General features: G+C 42.8%; 20 protein-coding genes. 1 reads left to right on the forward strand and 19 read right to left on the reverse strand.

Translation table 11 applies throughout. The features are described 5' to 3' along the window. The 8 genes from H8S07_RS07670 to H8S07_RS07705 all read right to left on the reverse strand — a co-directional run bounded on the left by H8S07_RS07670 (position 1) and on the right by H8S07_RS07705 (position 10,126). Entirely contained in the window at positions 1-1,311 is a 1,311-nt protein-coding gene (locus tag H8S07_RS07670; RefSeq protein ID WP_021860790.1) for a phenylacetate--CoA ligase family protein, read from the reverse strand. Positions 1,312-1,462: 151 nt separating this feature from the next. Beyond that, positions 1,463-1,939 carry a pyridoxamine 5'-phosphate oxidase family protein gene (locus tag H8S07_RS07675; protein ID WP_118520862.1) on the reverse strand — a complete coding sequence of 159 codons (477 nt, stop codon included), beginning with the start codon at positions 1,937-1,939 and terminating at the stop codon, positions 1,463-1,465. Between the two features lie 82 nt (positions 1,940-2,021). Next, positions 2,022-2,585, reverse strand: coding sequence for a tRNA (mnm(5)s(2)U34)-methyltransferase (locus H8S07_RS07680; protein ID WP_118519437.1), 564 nt, complete (start codon positions 2,583-2,585; stop codon positions 2,022-2,024). Between the two features lie 5 nt (positions 2,586-2,590). Beyond that, positions 2,591-3,457 carry a DMT family transporter gene (locus H8S07_RS07685; RefSeq protein WP_118519438.1) on the reverse strand — a complete coding sequence of 289 codons (867 nt, stop codon included), beginning with the start codon at positions 3,455-3,457 and terminating at the stop codon, positions 2,591-2,593. A gap of 72 nt (positions 3,458-3,529) precedes the next feature. Further along, complete coding sequence (locus H8S07_RS07690) at positions 3,530-8,077, reverse strand: PolC-type DNA polymerase III (RefSeq protein WP_186855790.1); 4,548 nt, start codon at positions 8,075-8,077, stop codon at positions 3,530-3,532. Then, a complete protein-coding gene (ispG, locus tag H8S07_RS07695; RefSeq protein ID WP_021860795.1) occupies positions 8,070-9,125 on the reverse strand; it encodes a flavodoxin-dependent (E)-4-hydroxy-3-methylbut-2-enyl-diphosphate synthase in 1,056 nt (351 codons plus the stop codon). Before ispG ends, H8S07_RS07690 begins: the two co-directional genes overlap by 8 nt. 104 nt (positions 9,126-9,229) lie before the next feature. Beyond that, positions 9,230-9,691, reverse strand: a complete 462-nt coding sequence (locus tag H8S07_RS07700; protein WP_118519440.1) for a hypothetical protein — start codon at positions 9,689-9,691, stop codon at positions 9,230-9,232. Between the two features lie 201 nt (positions 9,692-9,892). Next, positions 9,893-10,126 (reverse strand): hypothetical protein, encoded by a 234-nt coding sequence (locus H8S07_RS07705; RefSeq protein WP_021860797.1) that lies wholly within the window; start codon positions 10,124-10,126, stop codon positions 9,893-9,895. 190 nt (positions 10,127-10,316) lie between these two features. Here H8S07_RS07705 and H8S07_RS07710 point away from each other — a divergent pair, with 190 nt between their 5' ends. After that, a complete protein-coding gene (locus H8S07_RS07710) occupies positions 10,317-10,676 on the forward strand; it encodes a helix-turn-helix domain-containing protein (protein ID WP_021860798.1) in 360 nt (119 codons plus the stop codon). Between the two features lie 49 nt (positions 10,677-10,725). On the opposite strand, the gene H8S07_RS07715 is transcribed toward H8S07_RS07710, so the two are convergent. The 11 genes from H8S07_RS07715 to rho form a co-directional block, all read right to left on the reverse strand. Continuing rightward, positions 10,726-11,757 (reverse strand): 3-deoxy-7-phosphoheptulonate synthase, encoded by a 1,032-nt coding sequence (locus H8S07_RS07715; protein ID WP_117536746.1) that lies wholly within the window; start codon positions 11,755-11,757, stop codon positions 10,726-10,728. Then, positions 11,741-12,712, reverse strand: coding sequence for a carbohydrate kinase family protein (locus tag H8S07_RS07720; protein WP_117536747.1), 972 nt, complete (start codon positions 12,710-12,712; stop codon positions 11,741-11,743). The genes H8S07_RS07715 and H8S07_RS07720 overlap by 17 nt, the downstream gene beginning before the upstream one ends. A 29-nt stretch (positions 12,713-12,741) precedes the next feature. After that, on the reverse strand, positions 12,742-13,254 hold the full coding sequence (locus tag H8S07_RS07725; RefSeq protein ID WP_118519444.1) for a COG2426 family protein: 513 nt from the start codon (positions 13,252-13,254) through the stop codon (positions 12,742-12,744). Between the two features lie 9 nt (positions 13,255-13,263). Beyond that, complete coding sequence (gene hisC, locus H8S07_RS07730; protein WP_118519445.1) at positions 13,264-14,319, reverse strand: histidinol-phosphate transaminase; 1,056 nt, start codon at positions 14,317-14,319, stop codon at positions 13,264-13,266. 35 nt (positions 14,320-14,354) lie between these two features. Continuing rightward, a complete protein-coding gene (locus H8S07_RS07735; protein ID WP_118519446.1) occupies positions 14,355-15,548 on the reverse strand; it encodes a pyridoxal phosphate-dependent aminotransferase in 1,194 nt (397 codons plus the stop codon). Positions 15,549-15,570: 22 nt separating this feature from the next. Beyond that, the gene (locus H8S07_RS07740; RefSeq protein WP_118519447.1) at positions 15,571-16,473 is read right to left on the reverse strand and encodes a DUF2156 domain-containing protein; all 903 of its coding nucleotides are present in this window, start codon (positions 16,471-16,473) and stop codon (positions 15,571-15,573) included. A gap of 55 nt (positions 16,474-16,528) precedes the next feature. Next, on the reverse strand, positions 16,529-17,602 hold the full coding sequence (prfA, locus tag H8S07_RS07745) for a peptide chain release factor 1 (protein ID WP_021860805.1): 1,074 nt from the start codon (positions 17,600-17,602) through the stop codon (positions 16,529-16,531). Between the two features lie 41 nt (positions 17,603-17,643). Further along, on the reverse strand, positions 17,644-18,519 hold the full coding sequence (prmC, locus tag H8S07_RS07750; protein WP_021860806.1) for a peptide chain release factor N(5)-glutamine methyltransferase: 876 nt from the start codon (positions 18,517-18,519) through the stop codon (positions 17,644-17,646). Continuing rightward, positions 18,500-19,426: a DUF1385 domain-containing protein gene (locus H8S07_RS07755; RefSeq protein ID WP_186855791.1), complete on the reverse strand. Its 927-nt coding sequence runs from the start codon at positions 19,424-19,426 to the stop codon at positions 18,500-18,502. The genes prmC and H8S07_RS07755 overlap by 20 nt, the downstream gene beginning before the upstream one ends. A gap of 72 nt (positions 19,427-19,498) precedes the next feature. Further along, complete coding sequence (gene rpmE, locus H8S07_RS07760; protein WP_021860808.1) at positions 19,499-19,702, reverse strand: 50S ribosomal protein L31; 204 nt, start codon at positions 19,700-19,702, stop codon at positions 19,499-19,501. A 103-nt stretch (positions 19,703-19,805) separates the two neighbouring features. Further along, positions 19,806-21,143 (reverse strand): transcription termination factor Rho, encoded by a 1,338-nt coding sequence (rho, locus tag H8S07_RS07765; RefSeq protein ID WP_186855828.1) that lies wholly within the window; start codon positions 21,141-21,143, stop codon positions 19,806-19,808. Positions 21,144-21,165: the final 22 nt, after the last annotated feature.

Genomic DNA, 21,165 nt, shown 5'->3' on the forward strand with positions numbered 1-21,165 from the left:
TTACAGTCCATCCTTTCGTAAATCTGTTACTCGTTTTGCTTTTCCTTCGAATCGTTTCAGAGAATGTGGCGCAACCAGTTTGATCTGTGTCGCAAGTCCAAGCTGTGCTTTTAATCCCTTTTTGATTCTCTGCTCCAGTTCGCTTAACTTGCTGTAGCTGTCAAGCAGTCTGTCATCTACTAATTCTACAGTAATCGTCATAACATCCAGACGGTTCTTTCTCTCTACTACGATCTCATAATGTGGTCCGATCTCCGGAATCTGTAACATCACTTCTTCAATCTGTGTCGGGAATACATTGACACCACGGATAACAAGCATATCATCTGCGCGACCGGATAAATTCTCCATGCGCACTGTAGTTCTTCCACATTTACATGGTTCATAAAATAATCTGGTCAGGTCACCAGTTCTGTAACGAACAAGCGGAAGCGCTTCTTTTCCGAGACAAGTTACAACCAGTTCTCCTTTTTCTCCCGGTGGGAGTACTTCTTCTGTCTTCGGATCGATGATCTCAGGGATAAACCAGTCTTCATTAATATGCATACCGCAGAGCTGTTCACACTCACCTGCAACACCTGGTCCACATAATTCACTCATACCATAATTCTGTGTGCAGAGGAAATTCTCCCCCCATACTTTGTGCATCTCGTCACGCATAGGTTCTGTCATGCCCTCACCGCCGAACAGACCGATATGGACATGCAGATCCTTCTCCGGATCCAGTCCTCTTGCACGAATCTCTTCTCCAAGATGCAGTGCATAAGATGGTGTTGCGATCAGAAGTGTTGTTCCAACATCCTGCATAAACATAATCTGCTTCTTTGTATTACCGGATGACATCGGGATGACTGCTGCTCCGATTTTCTCCAATCCGCCCTGCAGTCCGAGCGCTCCGGTAAATGTTCCATATCCAAATGCATTCTGTGCGATATCGTCTGGTGTCGCACCGCCCATACAGGCGATTCGTGCCACGTTATTTAGCCATGTATCCAGATCCTTTCTTGTATATCCTACAACGGTCGGTTTACCGGTTGTTCCGGAACTTGCATGGAAACGTACCAGTTCTTTCTTATCTACTGCAAACAGTCCTGTTGGATAATGATCTCTGAAATCTGCTTTATATGTAAATGGCAGCTTCTTCAGATCATCCAGCGTCTGAATGTCTTCCGGTTTCACACCTGCTGCATCCATCTTCTCACGGTATGGTTCTACTTTTTCATAAATATAATGTACGGTCTCTTTTAACCGCTCCAGCTGGATCTTCTCAATCTCAGCTCTTGGCAGGGTTTCTTCCTTTGCCCAAATCATGTTACATCCTCCTTCATGCTACCGGGATTCTTCTCCCCAATATTACGAAAACAGGCGCAAAACCTTTACGCCTGCCACTTGTTATAGTATAGCACATTACTTTCGTAGTTTAAAGCATTAATTGAACAAAAGGTACTTTACAGACACCTTTTTATGCATGCTGCTTGCATGTATATTCATCCACTTCGATTTTGAAAACTCCAACTGCATCTGCAAGCTTCGGATTCTCACTGAAGTCTTTGAACTCTTTACCGGTCTGATGTTTCATGATCGCTGCCAGAGCCTTGCATTTTTCTTCCTGATCTTCTACGACAGATGCCTTGCCACTGCCGATAATACTTGCATAATAGTAGCTGTACTGACATGCAACTTTTCCTTCAACGAGTTCATCTTTGCAGTCCATCTCAAATCCAACATATGGATTTTCTTTTATTAAGTCCAGTTTCTTGCCTTCTTTTGCTCCATGCACATACATTGTCAATTTATCTGTTTCTATTGTAAACCCAAAGTTTACAGGCACTACATATACGCCCTTTCCATCCTGGATTCCAATTCTTGCAACTTTACATACATGCAGGATTTCCATCTGTTTTTCTCTGTCTGTGACTTCTCTGTCTGTTCTTCTCATCTTATGAACTCCTTTCTTCTTGTATATTATTATGCCATACGAATTGCTCCATACTTCATACTTCCACAATTCTACTCGTATATCATGATTTAAAAATAAACACTGGCATAGGCGGATTATTTTTTCTATTATAATACTCATTTGCGATCACTGTATATTCTCTTGACGGCAGTGTACGCAACAGATTCAGAATTGCATCTTTTTCTTCAAAACCGGTATCGCCGCCACTGTATATGCAGAGACTCATCATCCCTCCACGCTTCAAAAGTTTCAATCCTTGCAGGATTGCCTGCATACTGGTTTCAGCATGGGTTGCAACCTTATGATCTCCACCCGGCAGATATCCAAAATTAAAGCAGATCACATCCACAGTCTCTTCTCCTGCATATTCTGCCATATGCTCATGTCCGCACAGATAAAGCTCTGCCCGGTCTGCAAGTTCTTCTTTTGTAAGACGCTCTTTTGTAAGATGGAGCGCTTTTTCCTGCACATCAAATGCAAGAACATGTCCATTTTCACCTGCAAGTCTGCATAAGAAGGCGGTATCTCCACCTTTTCCCATTGTTGCATCGATATACAGGCCTTCTTTTACTGCCTGCGATTCTATGATCGCCTGACACCACTGTGTAATCTGTGACTGTCTCATATCTTTTACTCCGTTCTGCGATTGTTATATAAAAACATTGCTACTGCCATCAGACAGATGACTGCATAGCCGATCCAGCTTAACAGATCCGGGATCTGTTCGAAGAAGAAAAATCCAAGTCCTGCCGAGAAGATAATCTGTGAATAATCATAAACAGAGATCTCTCTCGCCGGAGCATAGCAATATGCTGCTGTAATAGAGAACTGGCCTCCTGCCGCCGACAATCCTGCAAACAGCAGAATCCCGATCTGTGCAAGACTCATCGGATGATAGTCAAAAAGCAGCCATGGCAACGTCACAACACAGGAAAAGGTAGAGAAGAAAAATACAATAAACGGTCCCTTTTCTCCCCGCTCTCCAAGTTTTCTTACCATCGTATATGCCGCTCCTGCACCGATTCCTCCACACAGTCCGATCAGGGAAGGGAGCAGATCCATATTGCTGAATGTCGGTTTGATCACAAATAAACTTCCCACAAATGCACCGATTACAAATAATCCCTGTGGCACCGTAATCTTTTCTTTTAACAGAAAGTAGCTGAAGATTACTGCAAAAAATGGAGACATCTTATTTAACATCGATGCATCTGCCAGCACCAGATGATCTACTGCATAGAAATTACAGAGGATTCCAATCGTTCCACAGATGGATCTTCCAAGCATATAGCCTAAATTTTCTTTTTTACAGTGAAATGGTACTCCATTCTTCATTAATATAACGCCGGCAAAAATAGCCGCCACAAAGTTTCTAAAGAAACTTTTTTGTATCGGTGGTAAATCTCCTGCCATTCGTACAAAGAAACTCATCAATGCAAAACAAAAAGCTGACATGATAATACATATAATTCCTTTGTACCGTTTCTTACTTTCCATGTCTTACTGACTCCTTTATCTTTTTTACTTTCTTTTCATTATATTTCTGTAATGATGATTTAAAATATCCGTTTAAAAATCAAACAATGATAACTGGTTGGATTCCGGCAGTTCTCCAAACAATCCAAGATCATTCATCGTATCAATAACCGTCTTACTTGCTTTTGTACGCTGTCTGAAATCATCCCTGGACAGATATGGACCATCTTTTGCGGCAACTTCTACTGCCTCTGCAGCCTTATCTCCCATTCCATCAATCGTAGAGAACGGCGGCATCAGTTTTCCGTCAATAATCTGGAACTTTGTCGCTTTCGCTTTATAAATATCGATTGGCATAAATTCAAATCCTCTCGCATACATTTCCTGCACGATGTGCATATCCTTCATCTCATCCTGCTCTTTATTCGTAAGCGAGGAAGATCTTCTTGTATAGTCATTGATATAATATTGCAGCTTTTCCTTACCCTGACACATTTTTTCATAAGAAAATGCATTAGCACGGATTCCAAAATAAGCGCCATAATATGCCAGCGGATAATTAACTTTACAATAAGCAATTCTGTATGCCATCATGACATATGCAGCCGCATGGGCTTTCGGGAACATATATTTGATCTTCTCGCAGGAACCGATATACCAGTCCGGTACATCATGGTCGATCATATCTTTCTTAAAGTCCGGCCACTCCTTACATTTTCCCTTTGCTACTGTTCCCTTTCGCACACGTTCCATAATCGTAAAGGATTCCTCACTGTCCAGTCCTTTATTGATCAGATACGTCATAATATCATCTCGCGTACAGATTGCTGTGGAAATCGTTGCCTTGCCACTCTTGATAAGATCCTGCGCATTATTCAGCCATACATCCGTTCCGTGAGACAGACCGGAGATACGGATCAGATCCGATAACGTCTTTGGTTTCGTATCGACAACCATCTGGATAACGAAATCCGTTCCAAACTCCGGAATACCAAGGCAGCCAACCGGACAGCCTCCGATATCATCCGGTGCGATTCCAAGCGCCGATGTATCGTGGAAGAGTGACATTACGTCCGGATCATCCAGCGGAATATCCGTCGCTACAAATTTGTGATCTGTTTCATTGTATTCATTGTCCATCGCCGGTGAGCTGATATATTCCTCCAGCGTCTTGATCATTGTTGGATCATCATGTCCGAGAATGTCCAGCTTCAATAAGTTGTGATCGATGGAATGGTAATCAAAATGTGTTGTGATAATATCTGTTGTCATATCATTTGCCGGATGCTGCACTGGAGTGAACGAGTTAATATCCTCACCCAGTGGAAGTACGATAATACCACCCGGATGCTGTCCGGTACTTCTGCGGATACCGGTACATCCACCTACAATACGATTGATCTCACAGGTTCTCTTTCCCTGTCCGCGCTCTTCATAATAATTCTTCACATAACCGAACGCTGTCTTATCTGCCAGCGTACCGATCGTTCCGGCACGGTAAGTCTGACCTGCTCCGAAAATAACTTCTGTATATTTATGCGCATTACTCTGGTAGTCACCGGAGAAGTTCAGGTCAATATCCGGTTCTTTATTTCCTTTGAATCCAAGGAAAGTCTCAAATGGAATGTCAAAACCATCTTTGATCAACGGTGTGCCACATTCTGGGCAGTTCTTATCCGGCATATCCCATCCACAGCCTCCGGCATACGCACGCACTTCATCCGAATCAAAATCACTGTAATGACAATTCGGGCAGTAATAATGCGGGCTTAGCGGATTAACTTCCGTGATTCCCGCCATCGTAGCAACGAAAGAAGATCCTACGGATCCACGGGAACCTACCAGATAGCCGTCCTCATTTGATTTCCATACCAGCTTCTGTGCGATAATATACATAACAGCGAATCCGTTGGAAATAATAGAGTTCAGCTCTCTCTCCAGACGTTCCGTAACAACCGGTGGAAGTTCCTCTCCGTACATGGAGTGCGCTTTATTATAACAGATCTCACGCAACGTCTTATCCGAATCCGGGATAACCGGCGGACACTTATCCGGACGCACCGGGGAAATCCGTTCGATCATATCGGCAATCCGGTTCGGATTCTCTATTACGATTTCTCTTGCTTTCGCAGAACCGAGGTATTCAAATTCTTCTAACATCTCATCCGTTGTGTGCAGATACAGCGGCGGCTGGTTATCCGCATCCGGGAATCCCTTACCCGCCATAATAATCCGGCGGTACACTTCATCTTCCGGATTCAGAAAATGCACATCACAGGTTGCCACAACCGGCTTATTGAACTTTTCACCTAACGCAATAATCTTCCGGTTGATCTCACGCAAATCTTCCTCACTGTTTACCTTCGTAATCTTCGGGCTATCGATCATGAATTCGTTGTTTCCAAGCGGCTGTACTTCCAGATAATCATAGAAGTTGACAATTCTGGAAATCCGCTGTTCAGACTTATCATTTAAGATCGCCTGATACAGCTCTCCCGCTTCGCAGGCGCTTCCTACAATCAAGCCTTCTCTGTATTTTGACAACTCACTCTTCGGAATACGCGGGCGTCTCGCATAAAAGTCCAGATGTGACTCCGACACCAGTTTGTAAAGATTCACACGACCGGTTTGGTTCTTTGCAAGAATAATTACATGATAGGACGGTAATTTCCTGATTGCATCCTTATTCTGCGCTCCAAACTGGTTTAATTTCGTCAACGTCTTAATATTTCTGGCGCGCAGCATTTCCACAAATTTTACGAAAATCTCTGCCGTCGCTCCCGCATCATCAACAGCGCGGTGATGATTTTCCAGAGAAATGTGCAGTGCATTCGCCACAACATTCAACTTAAACTTCGATAAAGTCGGCAGTAAGATTCTCGCCATCGCTACCGTGTCTACCGATGTAAAATCCGGTGTGATGTCCTGATATCTGCAATTCTGTTCAATAAAGCTTACATCAAAGCTTGCATTGTGTGCCACCAGTACCGCATCTCCGACAAATTCGAGAAACTGAGGCAGGATCGTCTCGATATCCGGCGCTTCCATAACCATGTCATCGGTAATGCCCGTCAGGTTCGTAATTTCAAACGGAATCGGCACTTTCGGATTGACAAATGTACTGAATTTGTCAGTAATCACTCCATTTTCCACCTTTACAGCACCAATCTCGATAATCTTGTCCTTGATTGAGCTGAATCCGGTCGTCTCAAGGTCGAATACTACATATGTGTCATTCAGGCTCTGCCCTTTTTCATTCACTGCAACATCCTGCAGATCATCAACCAGATAACCTTCCACTCCGTAAATCACCTTAAATGGATCGTCTTTATCCAATCCTTCAATAAAATGATTGGCAATTGGGAATGCCTGTACCACGCCGTGGTCTGTGATTGCGATCGCCTTGTGTCCCCATTCATGGGCACGCTTCAGAATATCAACTACCTCAGAGACACCGTCCATATCGCTCATCTTTGTATGGCAGTGAAGCTCCACACGTTTCTCCGGCGCAGTATCCATTCTGGATTCTGTGAAATCACTGATCTTGCGGATTCCGGTTACCGAACCGATTGTCAGTTCTCCGTCAAATTTATCGATCGTTGTTACACCCTTGATTTTCAGAAAAGCGCCTTTCTTGATATCACCTAATACATCTGGGAGCTGCTCATTTCTTACAAACATCTTAATCATGATCGTATCGGTAAAATCTGTCACTGCGAACATGACAATTGTCTTCTCATTACGGATCTCACGGGTATCAAATTCAATGACTTTGCCACGGAAGGTAATCTCACCCATCTCACCTACAACTGTGGATAACTCGATAGGATCATCATCAAAATCACGTCCATAGAGTAGATTCGGATCGTCCGGATTCCGCTTAAATGGAGAAAACCGCTCTTTTTTACCAAAGTTTCCGGAAAATTTCTTACCTTTTCCACCAGTCATTGGTTTTGATGCAGACTTTTGCACCGCTGCTGCTTTCTTTTCCTCTTTTTTCGTTTCTTTTTTCTTATCTTCGTCCGAAGCTTCCGCTTCCTGAGCGGCATTTTCTTCTCTCACTGCCGCTGTGTGTTCCAGAATTGCTTCTACTTCCTGCTGAATCTTCTGGTCATTATATTTTAATTTGCTGTCTTTTGCTTTCTTATATGTAACGTGTACTTCAATCGGACAACAAAAACGCTCTGCAAATATCCGCTCCAGATAATGTACGAGATGCTCTTTCTTGCCCTTTGCAACAATTGTATCTGTAAGCTGGAGTCTCAGTACATTTTCCGTATCAAAAGACCACGTAGCGCTCTGCATCATGCTGCGCTCTACGACACTCTCCGTCCCCAGTTCTTCCAGAATACTGTCCAGATACTCGTTAAGCAGATTCTCCGGCGTATACTGTGCCGATAAATGATACTGCTCTTTTACCTCTATCTGGAGTCTGTTTTTTCCGAATAACTGCTCCTTTACCATAGATTCCACACGGTAGATCATCTTCTTCTGAAGTAAATGAGCACTTTCTATATGAATACGGACAAAGTCACGATTAGAATTCGTCGTGACTTTGCTAACTTCTACGTCCTGTAATAACAGACGCATATCATCTTTCACCTTTAATGTTGGAAATACTTCAAAAAATTTTTTATTCATTCCAGTGTAAAAGCTCCCATCTTAATGTTTCTAACAACTCATCTTCTTTTACTTTCTTCACAATCTCGCCCTTCTTGATCAGAAGTCCTTCTCCGATTCCTCCGGCGATTCCTATATCTGCTTCTTTTGCTTCTCCCGGTCCGTTTACGACACAGCCCATCACCGCAACTTTGATATCAAGCGGAATATCAGCTACCATCTGCTCTACCTGATTTGCAAGACCTATGAGATCGATCTTCGTTCTTCCGCAGGTCGGACAGGACACAACTTCGATTCCACCTTTACGAAGTCCGAGTGTCTTTAAAATTAATTTTGCAGACTTGATCTCTTCTGTCGGATCTCCGGTCAGTGATACACGGATCGTATCTCCGATTCCCTGATGCAGGATCAGACCGAGCCCAATGGATGACTTAATATTTCCGGCAAGTAAAGTACCGGACTCTGTAATACCTACATGTAATGGATATTTACACTGGTCAGCGATCAGCTCATGCGCTTTCACACACATCAGTACATCGGAAGATTTGATGCTGACAACCAGATTGTCATAGCCCATCTCTTCAATCATATGTACTTTATCCATGGCACTCTCAACCAGGCCTTCAGCTGTAACGCCACCGTATTTCTCTACCAGATTCTTCTCCAGAGAACCGCTGTTTACCCCGACACGGATTGGGATGCCATGTTCTTTTGCCTTATCTACCACTGCCTGCACGCGGGATGCATCCCCGATATTTCCCGGATTGATACGGATCTTATCTGCGCCATTCTCAATCGCAGCAATCGCCAACCGGTAATCAAAATGAATGTCCGCCACCAATGGAATATGAATCTGCTTCTTGATTTTTCCAAGTGCTTCCGCCGCTTCTATCGTCGGCACAGCACAGCGGATAATCTCACACCCTGCTTTCTCCAGCGCATGGATCTGTGCAACCGTTGCATCTACATCTTCTGTCTTCGTATTCGTCATAGACTGAATTGCAATCGGATTTCCTCCACCGATCTTCACATTTCCAATCTGTACTACTTTCGTACGTTCTCTTGTCATAATTCCTCTCCTTAACCGCAATTATTCTGTTTCTTTTCTCTCTAAATGTCGGAAAAACCCTCTATCACCCGTTCCTTTGAACAGGGAAAATAGAGGGATCTTAATTATTCCTTATCTAATACCATCTGATCGCCATATTCGCTCTCCGTAAGTGTCAGACACTCCTGGTCAACACTGTACGTGTAAGTCGATGCCAGCGATTCAAGAGCTGTCTCCAGATCATTTTCGCTATATGCGCCCTTAGACTTATCAGCTACGCTTTTTAACTTCGCGTCATCATAGGAAAATGTAATCGTCTTCGCATCCTTATCAATCGAATAAGCTAAAGGCACTTCTACTTTGTCCTGCTCCTGGAAATCTAACAGCGTCACATCTGCCGAACCGCTGCCATGGATACTCAGATCCATTCTTCCATTCTCATCCTTCCAGGTTCCTTCTACCGGATTGGAAGTGAACATCTTCGTCAGCAGGAAGATTGCAATCAGGATGATCAGCGCAGTTGAAACCAGTACGACTGCCCTCCAGATTCTGCTTCTTTGTTCTTCATCATTTTTTGCTATAAACATCTATCTTCGTCCTTCCGTATAATACTAATATGTTTTATACAAATTATAAGTTTTTTCCAATCGGGTGTCAATGGCAAGCGCCTTGTGTCTTTTCCAAAATAATGTTCCCTCTATTGAATTTTCTTAGTCATAATGGAGATTTTTTATTTTGGGGAAATTATCATCCGGTGAAATTTCTTGTCTGTCCCTGTGTAAATAACTTTATTCCTCCATCTCCACTACGAGATAAAAACCTCTCTCTGTCTTCTCGATTTCCTTGATAATCCCTTTTCGGGACATGATACGCTCTCTTGTACGGTAAATGCCGGACATTGCAACTGACGGCTCTACCAGATAAGTATACTGACCGGTCACGGCGCTTCTTTCGCTGATCACGACCTCCTGACCTTCTTCAACCAGTCCTTCTCTTTCCATCTTAAATCTTTCCTGACGCATAATATCGCTTCCTTTCCATATAATAAATTTATGATGCCAGCTGATTTGTTCCTTTCATGTCTCATTTGTGTCGCGTTTCGGAACTTTTGTTCTGCTTATTGTTGAGTATTGGCACATTCTATGTTCTTTATCGAAACAATTGTTAAAATACATATATATTATCCAATATCCAGAAAGGCGGTAACGTATTATGGCATCATTCGCTGAAAAATTAAAAGCTTTACGCGGGCAAAATCATATGACACAGGCTCAGCTTGCCGCCGCTTTAAATGTTGCACGTTCTACTGTTGCCGGATATGAAACAAAAAGCCGAGAACCTTCCCATGACAAACTGAATGTTATGGCAGATTTGTTCCATGTCAGCGTAGATTATCTGCTTGATGATTCCCCTGTTGAAATTACCACTTTTGATGAGCCGCACACTTCGCAGACCGAAGCGCTCCTGCTTACAAGATACCGTAAGCTGTCACTCCAATCGAAAAAGGAGTTGTTACATTACTTGGAACTCTTAGAGTCCTGGGAAGCAACTTCCCACTTAAAAATACAATAATACGTATACCAAAACCGAGATTTTAGTATACGTATTTTTTATTTTCCTATTAACATTCTTCTGCTATCTTCAGAATCAGATCTCTTGTATCGTCCCATCCAAGACACGGATCTGTAATTGATTTTCCGTAAGTCATATGATCACAGATATCCTGTCTTCCTTCTTCCAGATAGCTCTCAATCATAACACCCTTTATCATATCTTTGAGAGCCGGATTGTATCTTCTGCTGTGCAGAATTTCGCTTGTAATACGGATCTGTTCTTTGAATTTCTTATTCGAATTTGAATGGTTGGCATCTACAATAATTGCCGGATTCTCCAGATCTTTTTTCTGGTACAGATCATATAAGCGGATGCAGTCTTCGTAATGATAGTTCGGAATACAGGTTCCGTATTTATCTACACCACCACGCAGAATCGCATGTGCATAAGGATTACCGCTTGTAGACACATCCATTCCGCGATAAATATAACGATGTCCTTTCTGTGCTGCAACAATGGAATTTAGCATAACCTCGAGATTTCCGCTGGTCGGATTCTTCATTCCTACCGGGATGTCCATTCCACTTGCTGTTAATCTATGCTGCTGATTTTCCACAGATCTTGCACCGATCGCCTCATAAGATAAAATATCATCCAGATAACTTCTGTTCTCCGGGTAGAGCATCTCATCTGCCGCTGTAAGCCCTGTCTCTTCCATTGCTCTTAAATGCATCTTACGGATGGAAAGGATTCCGGCGTACAGATCCGGTGCTTTCTCCGGATCTGGCTGATGCAGCATTCCTTTGTATCCTTCCCCGGTTGTCCTCGGTTTATTTGTATAAATACGCGGGATCAGGATCAAACGATCTTCGACCTCTTCATTAACTCTCGCAAGACGGTTTACATATTCGCATACCGCATCTTCATTATCCGCGGAGCACGGTCCGACAATTACAAGGAATTTATCGGATTTACCGGCAAATACATCCTTGATCATCTCATCTCTTTTTTCTTTAATGTTTTTTAATTTATCCGACAATGGATATTCTTTTTTTAATTCCGCCGGTGACGGAAGTTCTTTATTAATTCTGACTGCCATTTTTTATCATCTCTTCTATCTGTTCCGGTTCCGGCATGGAACGGATAGCTCCTTTTTTTAATGTAATAAGCGCTGCGCCGGCATTCGCGTACTGAAGGATTTCCTCCAGATTTTCTTCTGTGAGATTATCGATTCCATATTTTAACACACCATTGATCGCACATCCGCAGAATGTATCCCCTGCTCCGGTTGTCTCTATCGCTTTCACCGGATAACCCGCTTTTTCTACACGCATATCTTTGTAATATGCACGGCTTCCGTCTTTTCCCATTGTCAGGAAAATGAGTGGAATGTGATATTTATCCTGTAAATACTGAATTCCCTCATCATAGTCTTCTTTTCCGGATACAAACTGAATCTCATTATCAGATATTTTTAACACATCACACTGTGTAAATCCATATTCCATCATCTCTTTTGCTTCATCCAGAGATTTCCATAACGGTGGTCGTAAATTCGGATCAAATGTGATCAGACATCCTGCTTCTTTTGCAGTCTCGAGCGCTTTCTTTGTCGCTGTGCGAACCGGCTCATCTGTCATGGATAATGTACCGAAATGAAATACTTTTGATCCGCGAATCAATTCTTCATCAACTTCTTTTTCTTCCAGCATCATATCTGCACCTGGTTTACGATAAAAAGAGAATTCCCTGTCTCCGTCCGGAAATGTATGAACAAAGGCAAGTGTTGTCTTAATCTCTTCATCCAAGATCAGACCTTTTGTCTCAATCCCTATCGCATCGATCGTATCTTTTAAAAGTCTTCCAAACTGGTCATTTCCAACTTTTCCAATAAAAGCAGTCTTTCTGCCAAGCTTGTTCAGCATTGCAAGAACATTGCATGGCGCTCCGCCCGGACATGCTTCAAACAGACCGTTTCCCTGTTCACTCTCTCCGTTTTTCGTAAAATCGATCAGCATCTCGCCCATCGCTGTTACATCATAAATCTTATCCATAATAGTCTCTCCCGTTTTTCTTCTTTTCTCTATCCAAGCAAATGCACGCCGCCAAGCAGGACATAAGAAACAAACCACATAATGACAGTTGCCATACAGATTCCAAGCATGATTGCCGGAAACGCTTTTTTGAATCTTATTCCCAGAAGCGCTGCGATCAGAGATCCTGTCCACGCTCCGGTTCCCGGAAGTGGAATACCAACAAACAGTACAAGTCCCCAGAACTCATATTTCTCGATCTGGTCTTTTTTGCTCATTGCTCTTGTTTCCAGCTTTTCCACCAGTGGTTTCAGCTTCTTCGTTCCTTTCATCCATGCAAAGATCGGTGTGATCAGAAGCAGAATAAAAGGCACCGGCACGATATTTCCAATAATTGAAAGCGGAATCGCTTCTGCTACCGGCACACCGAGAATTGGTCCTGCAACAAGTAATGCACCACGAAGTTCTACGATCGGAATCATGGAAATGATAAAGACGATTGCTTCTTTTCCCATGCTTCCTCTAAGGGCATGTATCAGGCCCTGCACTAAAGTTTCTGTCATATTCTTCTCCTATTTATTCATATATCTCTTAAGAAATGAAAACATTGTTTCCATCTCTTCTTTTGTTCCTATTGTAATCCGCATGTACTGCTCGATCCGTCTGCTTCCCCAGAAACGCACATAGATATTCTCTTTTTTCATTGCTTCAAAAAGTTCTTTTGCATCGTATTCGGGATGTTTTGCAAAGATAAAGTTCGCCTTGGAATCAAGGAACTCAAATCCAAGTTTTGCCAGCTCTTCTTTTGCCCATTCTCTTGTCTCGATAATTTTATGCACCGTTTCTTCAAAATGTGCACGGTCTTTTACAGCTTCGACACCGCAGACCAGTGATGTCTGGTTCATCGTATAAGAGTTAAATGAATACTTTACATCATTCAGGCATTTGATCAGATGCGGATTACTGATCGCATATCCGATCCGCATGCCTGCCATGGATCTTGCTTTTGAAAAGGTCTGCACAACGATCAGATTATCGTACTTGTCAATCAGTGAACGTGCTGACTCTCCTGCAAAATCAACATATGCCTCATCTACAATTACAATCACATCCGGATTGTGTCGGATAATATCTTCCACTTTATCAAGTTCCTGATAAAGCCCGGTCGGCGCATTCGGATTCGGAAAGATCACGCCTCCATTTTCTCCGTAATAATCTTCCGGAACAATCTCAAAATTCTTATCCAGCTCCTTGCACGTATATGGGATGCGGTACAGGTTCGCCCATACTTCATAAAATGAATACGTGATATCCGGGAAAAAGATTGGCTTATCCGAATTAAAAAATGTCAGGAAACACATGGATAACACATCATCCGATCCCACTCCTACAAATACCTGTTCCTCTCCGACATTATAAAAATCTGCCAGTTCTTTCACAAGAATATCTGCTGTCGGATCCGGGTATTTGCGGAGAAGATCCGTATTCATAGACTCCAGCGCTTCTGTCACACCTTTTGCCGGCGGATACGGATTCTCGTTTGTATTTAATTTAATTACTTTTCCGGTCGGCTGTTCTCCCGGAACATACGGTTCTACTTTCCTTATATTCTCTTCAAATGAATACATAGACTCTCCTTTATCTGTACATCATTAACAACTGCCTAGATACATTTCATCTCTTTTGCAAGCTCTTTGAACTTCGGAAGAGAATTTACAATTGTTTCATAAGATACACAGTATGCAAGTCTTACATATCCAGAGCATGCGAAAGAGCTTCCCGGAACGAGGAGCAGATTGTATTTCTTCGCAATGCTGCAAAATTCCTTCTCATCTGCAATTGGAGATTTTACAAACAGATAAAATGCTCCCTGTGGTTTGATACACTCAAATCCGCACTCCAGAAGTCCATTGTATAAAGTCTCTCTGTTTCTGTCATAGAAAGACAGATCTGTCTTCTCGTTAATGCATTTTGCAACGACTTTCTGCTGCAATGTCGGTGCGTTTACAAATCCGAGAATACGGTTTGCTACATTAGCTGCTGACAATACCGTTTCACTGTCTGTTACTTCGTCTGGAATCACAAGATATCCAATGCGTTCTCCAGGAAGTGATAACGACTTACTGTAGGAATATCCTACGATCGTATTGTCATAATACTTCGTCAGATATGGCACTTCCACTCCATCGTATGCTAGTTCACGATATGGTTCGTCAGAAATCAGATAAATCTCTGTTCCGAATTCTTTCTGTTTTGCTTCCATGATCGCTGCCATTTTTTTAATTGTATCTTCTGAATATACAACACCTGTCGGGTTGTTCGGTGTGTTCACAATGACTGCTTTTGTCTTTGCTGTGATCTTCTGCTCGAACTCATCAAGCTTCGGCTGGAACGTCTCTTTATCTGGTGAAATTTCAACCAGTACTCCGTCAAAGTTGTTTGTATAAGAACGGTATTCTCCGAAATATGGTGCAAACGCAATTACTTCATCTCTCGGATTTAACAGTGTCTTCAAAATAACATTTAAGCCACCTGCTGCCCCTACTGTCATGATGATATTCTTTCCTTCAAAAGAAGTTCCGAATCTCTCATTCAGCGAATTTGCAATTGTCTCTCTTACATCTGCATAACCGCTGTTGCTGTTTGTGTAGCCATGCAGTACGATCGGATCACTCTCACTTACAAGCTCGATAATCGCTTTTTTTACTGCTTCCGGAGCCGGCACATTCGGATTGCCAAGGCTGAAATCAAAAACGTTCTCTGCCCCGTATATCTCTGCCAGTCTGTTACCTTCTTCGAACATCGCACGAATGGCAGAACTGTTTGCTACCATTCCTTTCATCTTCTCTGCAATCATGTTACACACTCCTTTTTATTATTTATTTTCTTGTCACAGTGCCTTTTTCCACCATGAACACCGGACGGTAGGACATCTTTGCCTTTCTTAAGCCTTCTGCCCCGGTATCTTCTTCTCTGTTTACATATTTGTAATCCATGCACTCATGTGATACAAACTGCTGGTTGATCATAGGATATGCTCCCTGTACTTCTGCATATGCTTTCTCAATATGCACACAAAAAGTATCCGAACAGATTGGTTCTCCTACCGTAAAGGCTGCTACTTCTCCATCAATACGGAGTACACCGCCTTTCAGACCCAGTTCTTCAAACAATCTGAGTGAATTCAGTGTCACACAGATCTCTGCATTCTTCTCCAGATCTTCCTCACAACCGTTTTCATTTCTCCATTTTAATGCCATCTGGAAACAGTCTTCCACATTACCCTTTGTCATCGGTTCGTAGCTCCAGCGGTCTTCATACATAATTTTAAATTTATTAATATGGTTTCGCTTGCCATGTAATTTTTTACCGGATAAGGTTGCCAGCTTCTCAGTCTCATAAACATAATCCGCCTGGTCACGGTCATACTCGATCTGGTATCTGTCCGGGAACCATTCCTGCAAACGTTCAAAATTATCCGGTGTCACATTATACATGGAAAATGTACGTCCCCGGTCTTCGCAGTATCTTTCCAGAACCGGGATCACATTCTTCACATCCTCATCTTTTCCTGCCGGAAAAGCAAAGGCAATGTGATTCTCGTCCTCACTTTTGAATACAAGTGTATTCTCTATGACTGCCCATTTTACCGGATACTGTCTTGACCAGAGATACAGATTTACAAAAGTTCTCTCGCAGCTCCGGCTGGTATGATGCCTGAAATAGTGATCAATGATCTCTTTGTCTTCCAGTGCTGCCTTTTTAAACTGATATTCTTCCATAATCTTCCTTCTATATTTTGTTCATTTATCTCGTTATAAACAATTCGTATAATTTTTACTCTTCGTTCATATTCGCGAGCTTTGCTGCCTGGTCTGCTGCTGTAAGGCTGTCGATGATCTCGTCCAGATCTCCATTCAGAATAGAGTCCAGTTTATGCAGTGTCAGCTTGATACGGTGATCTGTTACTCGTCCCTGTGGGAAGTTGTAAGTACGGATCTTTTCAGAACGGTCTCCTGTACCGATCTGGCTTCTTCTTGCTTCTGCTTCAGATGCCTGTTTCTTCTCCATCTCCAGATCGTATAATTTGGAACGTAACAAACGGAAAGCTTTTTCCTTATTCTGTAACTGGGATTTCTCTGTTTGGCTGTAAATCACGATTCCTGTCGGGTAGTGAGTCAGACGTACCGCAGAGTCTGTTGTATTGACACACTGTCCACCGTTACCGGATGCACGCATAACGTCAATACGGATATCTTTGTCATCAATCACTACGTCTACATCTTCTGCCTCCGGCATGATCGCTACCGTGATCGTGGATGTATGGATACGCCCGCCGCTCTCTGTCTCCGGCACACGCTGTACACGATGTACACCGCTTTCGTATTTCAAACGGGAATATGCGCCCTGTCCTGTAATCATAAATACACACTCTTTGAATCCACCGATTCCATTCTCATTTAATGAAATCATCTCAACTTTCCAACGGCGTCCTTCTGCATAATGCAGATACATACGGTAAATCTCAGCAGCAAATAAAGCAGCTTCATCTCCCCCTGCTCCTGCACGGATTTCGACTATAACGTTCTTGTCATCGTTCGGATCCTTAGGCAGAAGAAGGATCTTCAGCTCATGCTCTAATTCTTCCACTCTCTTCTTGGACTCACTTAGTTCCTCTTTTGCAAGTTCTTTCAGTTCTTCATCAGACTCTTCATCTAACATCTCAAGACTATCTGCAATTGCCTGCTTGCAGGCTTTATATTCTTTATAAGCCTCAACGATTGGGGTCAAATCATTCTGCTCTTTCATCAGTTTACGGAAACGGTTCTGATCATTTGCAACATCTGGCTCCTGAAGCTCGCTTAATATTTCTTCAAATCGAATGAGCAAATCTTCTAATTTGTCAAACATATTTTCTCCTCCTGTTTCTTCTCTTCACACCTGTTTCAAGGCTATCCTTTATTGTACATTGCACTGACAACACGGTCAAGTCCTGCCAGATCCTTTTTCACATCAATTTTGTCGTATCCCGCCTGCGCAAGAAGCGCGGATACCTCTTCTGCCTGATCGTGCCCGATCTCGAATAAGATCCATCCGCCCGGTTTCAGGTATTTTCCTGCCTGAGCAATAATCTTCCGGTAAAAATACAGTCCGTCTTCTTTCCCATCAAGCGCAATATACGGATCATGTAATTTTACTTCATCGGCAAGCTCTTCGATTACGGCACTCCGGATATACGGTGGATTGGAAACGATGATATCGTATGCTCCTTCCACATTTTCAAACAAATCACTCTTCCTGAATACAGCATCCGCCTTAAGTCTCTCTCCATTCTGTCGCGCTACTTCCAGTGCGCCTTCGGATATATCCACACCGGTTCCTTCGATCTGTCCGCACAGCTTCATAAGACTTAGTAAAATGCAGCCAGAGCCGGTACACACATCCAAAACCTGTACTTTCTTATTCGGCTCTTTTTTTAATTTTTCTTTTATATGACGATATGCTTCTTCTACCAAATTCTCGGTATCCTGTCGAGGAACAAGTACCTGATCATTTACAAGGAATTCATATCCCATAAAGTATTGTCTCCCGGTAATATGCTGCAATGGAATGTGCTCTGCGCGCTTTGCAAGTGCGACTTCGTATTCTTCTGCCTGTTCTTCCGGCACATCTGCTTTGGGGTTACCATAATATGCCGTCTTCGTAACTCCGGTAATATATTCCAACAGATACCACGCATCCAGATCTGCTTCTTCAATCTGTGCTTCGCGCAGTCTCTCTTTGCCACTTCGAAAAAGCTCTTCCAGATTAAAAATTTTTCCGTTCATAATCTCTCCAATCAAACACTGCTTCTACTGCCTGGATCGCGACTTCGATCATACTGTCATCCGGTTCTTTCGTTGTCAACTTCTGGATCGCAAGTCCCGGTTTGCTCACAAGATTGATAAGTGCACCGTCACTGTCTCCCGCCAGATGCAGGATCTCATAAGAAATTCCGGCAATTACGGGCAGAAGCAGGAGTCTTACAACAACACGCATCCCCATGGAATCCACATGGATCAGAAGCAGTAAAATAATACTGATTGCAAGAACCAGGAACAGGAAGCTGGTTCCGCAACGTTTGTGCTGTCTGGAACTCTTGCGGACATTTTCAACATTCAGTTCCATTCCATGTTCAATACAGTTGATACATTTATGCTCTGCACCATGATACATGAACGTGCGCTGTATATCTTCCATTCTGGAAATCAGTGCCAGATATAAAATAAATATCAGAATCCGTACCACTCCCTCCAGCAGTGTCCGGATTTCGTATGACGGAATAATATTTTTGAACAATGAAGACAGAAAATACGGAACCATCATAAAGATCACAACAGCAAATACAAGAGAAAACGCAAGCATACCGCGCATTGCCCATGCATCCTGTTTTTCTTTTTTCTCCTGTTCTTTTGCTGTCAGCTCCTTTTTCTGTTCTTCTTCATCTTCCTCAAAAAATTCTGCCGAATACATTAATGTCCGGATTCCAAGAACCATAGAATCTGCAAATTTAAAAATCCCCCGGATAAATGGAATCTTAGAAAGTATCCCACATTTACCGGAAATTCCTTCATAATGTTCCGTCTTCACATGGATTTCTCCGTCCGGCTTTCTCACTGCCACGGCATATTCATCTCCGTTGCGCATCATAATACCTTCGATGACTGCCTGGCCTCCGATTTCTGATGACTTCATAAAGCCTCCTTTAAAACTTTTATAACGAAAAAAGGGTTGAGATTACAAAACCTCAACCCAAAACCTGCGAACTTATTTGTTCATTCCGTATTTCTTATTGAACTTATCAACACGGCCACGAGCCTGAGTTGCTTTCTGCTGTCCTGTATAGAACGGATGACACTTAGAACAGATCTCTACGTGGATGTCCTCGCTAGTTGATCCTGTTACGAATGTGTTACCACAGTTGCAAGTTACGGTTGCCTGATAATATGCTGGATGTATTCCTTCTTTCATGATTTTCACCTCTTCTTTTTATTTTTTACTTTCACGCGATTTTCGCGATTATGATTCGTTTTCTAAACAGCTTTGTTATTGTATCACAAAAAACACAGCTTGTCTAGACTAATTTTGTCTTTTTCATCAACTGGATAAATTCTCCATTATCCTTTGTTCTGGAGAACATGTTGAGGATATTATCCACAGCGTCTTCGGCGCGCATACCATTGAGTGCACGACGCATCGTATCGACTGCTTCCTGCTCTGCCGGTGTAAGTAAGAGATCTTCTCTTCGTGTACCAGATTTTGGAATATCTACAGCCGGGAACATTCTCTTTTCAGACAGCTTGCGGTCAAGAACAAGTTCCATGTTACCGGTTCCTTTAAATTCCTCATAAATGACGTCATCCATCTTGCTTCCGGTATCTACAAGCGCGGTTGCCAGGATTGTAAGGCTTCCTCCGCCACGCATATTTCTCGCTGCTCCGAAGAAGCGCTTCGGCATATGCAGTGCAGCCGGATCGATACCACCGGAAAGTGTTCTTCCTGACGGCGGTACAGTTAAGTTATATGCTCTTGTCAGTCTTGTGATACTGTCAAGCAGAATCATAACGTCCTTTTTATGTTCTACCAGTCTCTTGGCACGCTCGATCACCATCTCTGACACACGCTTATGGTGCTCCGGTAACTCATCGAAAGTAGAGTAAATAACTTCTACATTGTCGCCTTCAATCGTTTCTTTGATATCTGTAACTTCCTCCGGACGCTCATCTATCAAAAGGATCAGAAGGTGTACTTCCGGATTGTTCTTTCTGACAGAAAGTGCAATCTGCTTAAGCAGAGTTGTCTTACCTGCTTTCGGAGGTGATACGATCATACCGCGCTGTCCTTTACCGATTGGGGAAAGCAGATCGACAATACGCATCGCTGTGCTTGTCTGTCCGCTCTCCAGGCGCATTCTTTCATCCGGGAAAATCGGTGTCATATCTTCAAAGTTCTTCCGGTGGATCGCTTTCATCGGATCCATATCATTGATCTTTGACAGATAAAGAAGTGCACTGAACTTCTCCTGCTGTGTCTTGATTCTTGTATGCCCCTCCAGAATATCTCCTGTCTTCAGATTAAACTTACGGATCTGTGACGGAGATACATATACATCATGATCACCCGGCAGATAATTATCACTTCGGATAAATCCATATCCATCCGGCATAACTTCCAGAATTCCATTTGCGACAACACCGCTGTCCAGTTTGTCAATATCATGCAGTTCTCTGTCGCCAGTGTTTGCTGACATCTCTTTTACATTCTCCTGGGATGCCTTTTTTTCTTTTGCATCTTCCTTCAGCATTAATTCAATCAACTCTGCTTTTTTCATTGTTGAAATGCCTTTCAGGCCACGCGCTTTCGCAAGCTCTTTAAGCGTAGCTAATGGAAGAGATTCATATTTTTCTCTCATCATATGCTTTATTCATCCTTTC

This window comes from Dorea hominis, from assembly GCF_014287705.1.
In the GTDB taxonomy this organism is placed as follows: domain Bacteria; phylum Bacillota; class Clostridia; order Lachnospirales; family Lachnospiraceae; genus Dorea_D; species Dorea_D hominis.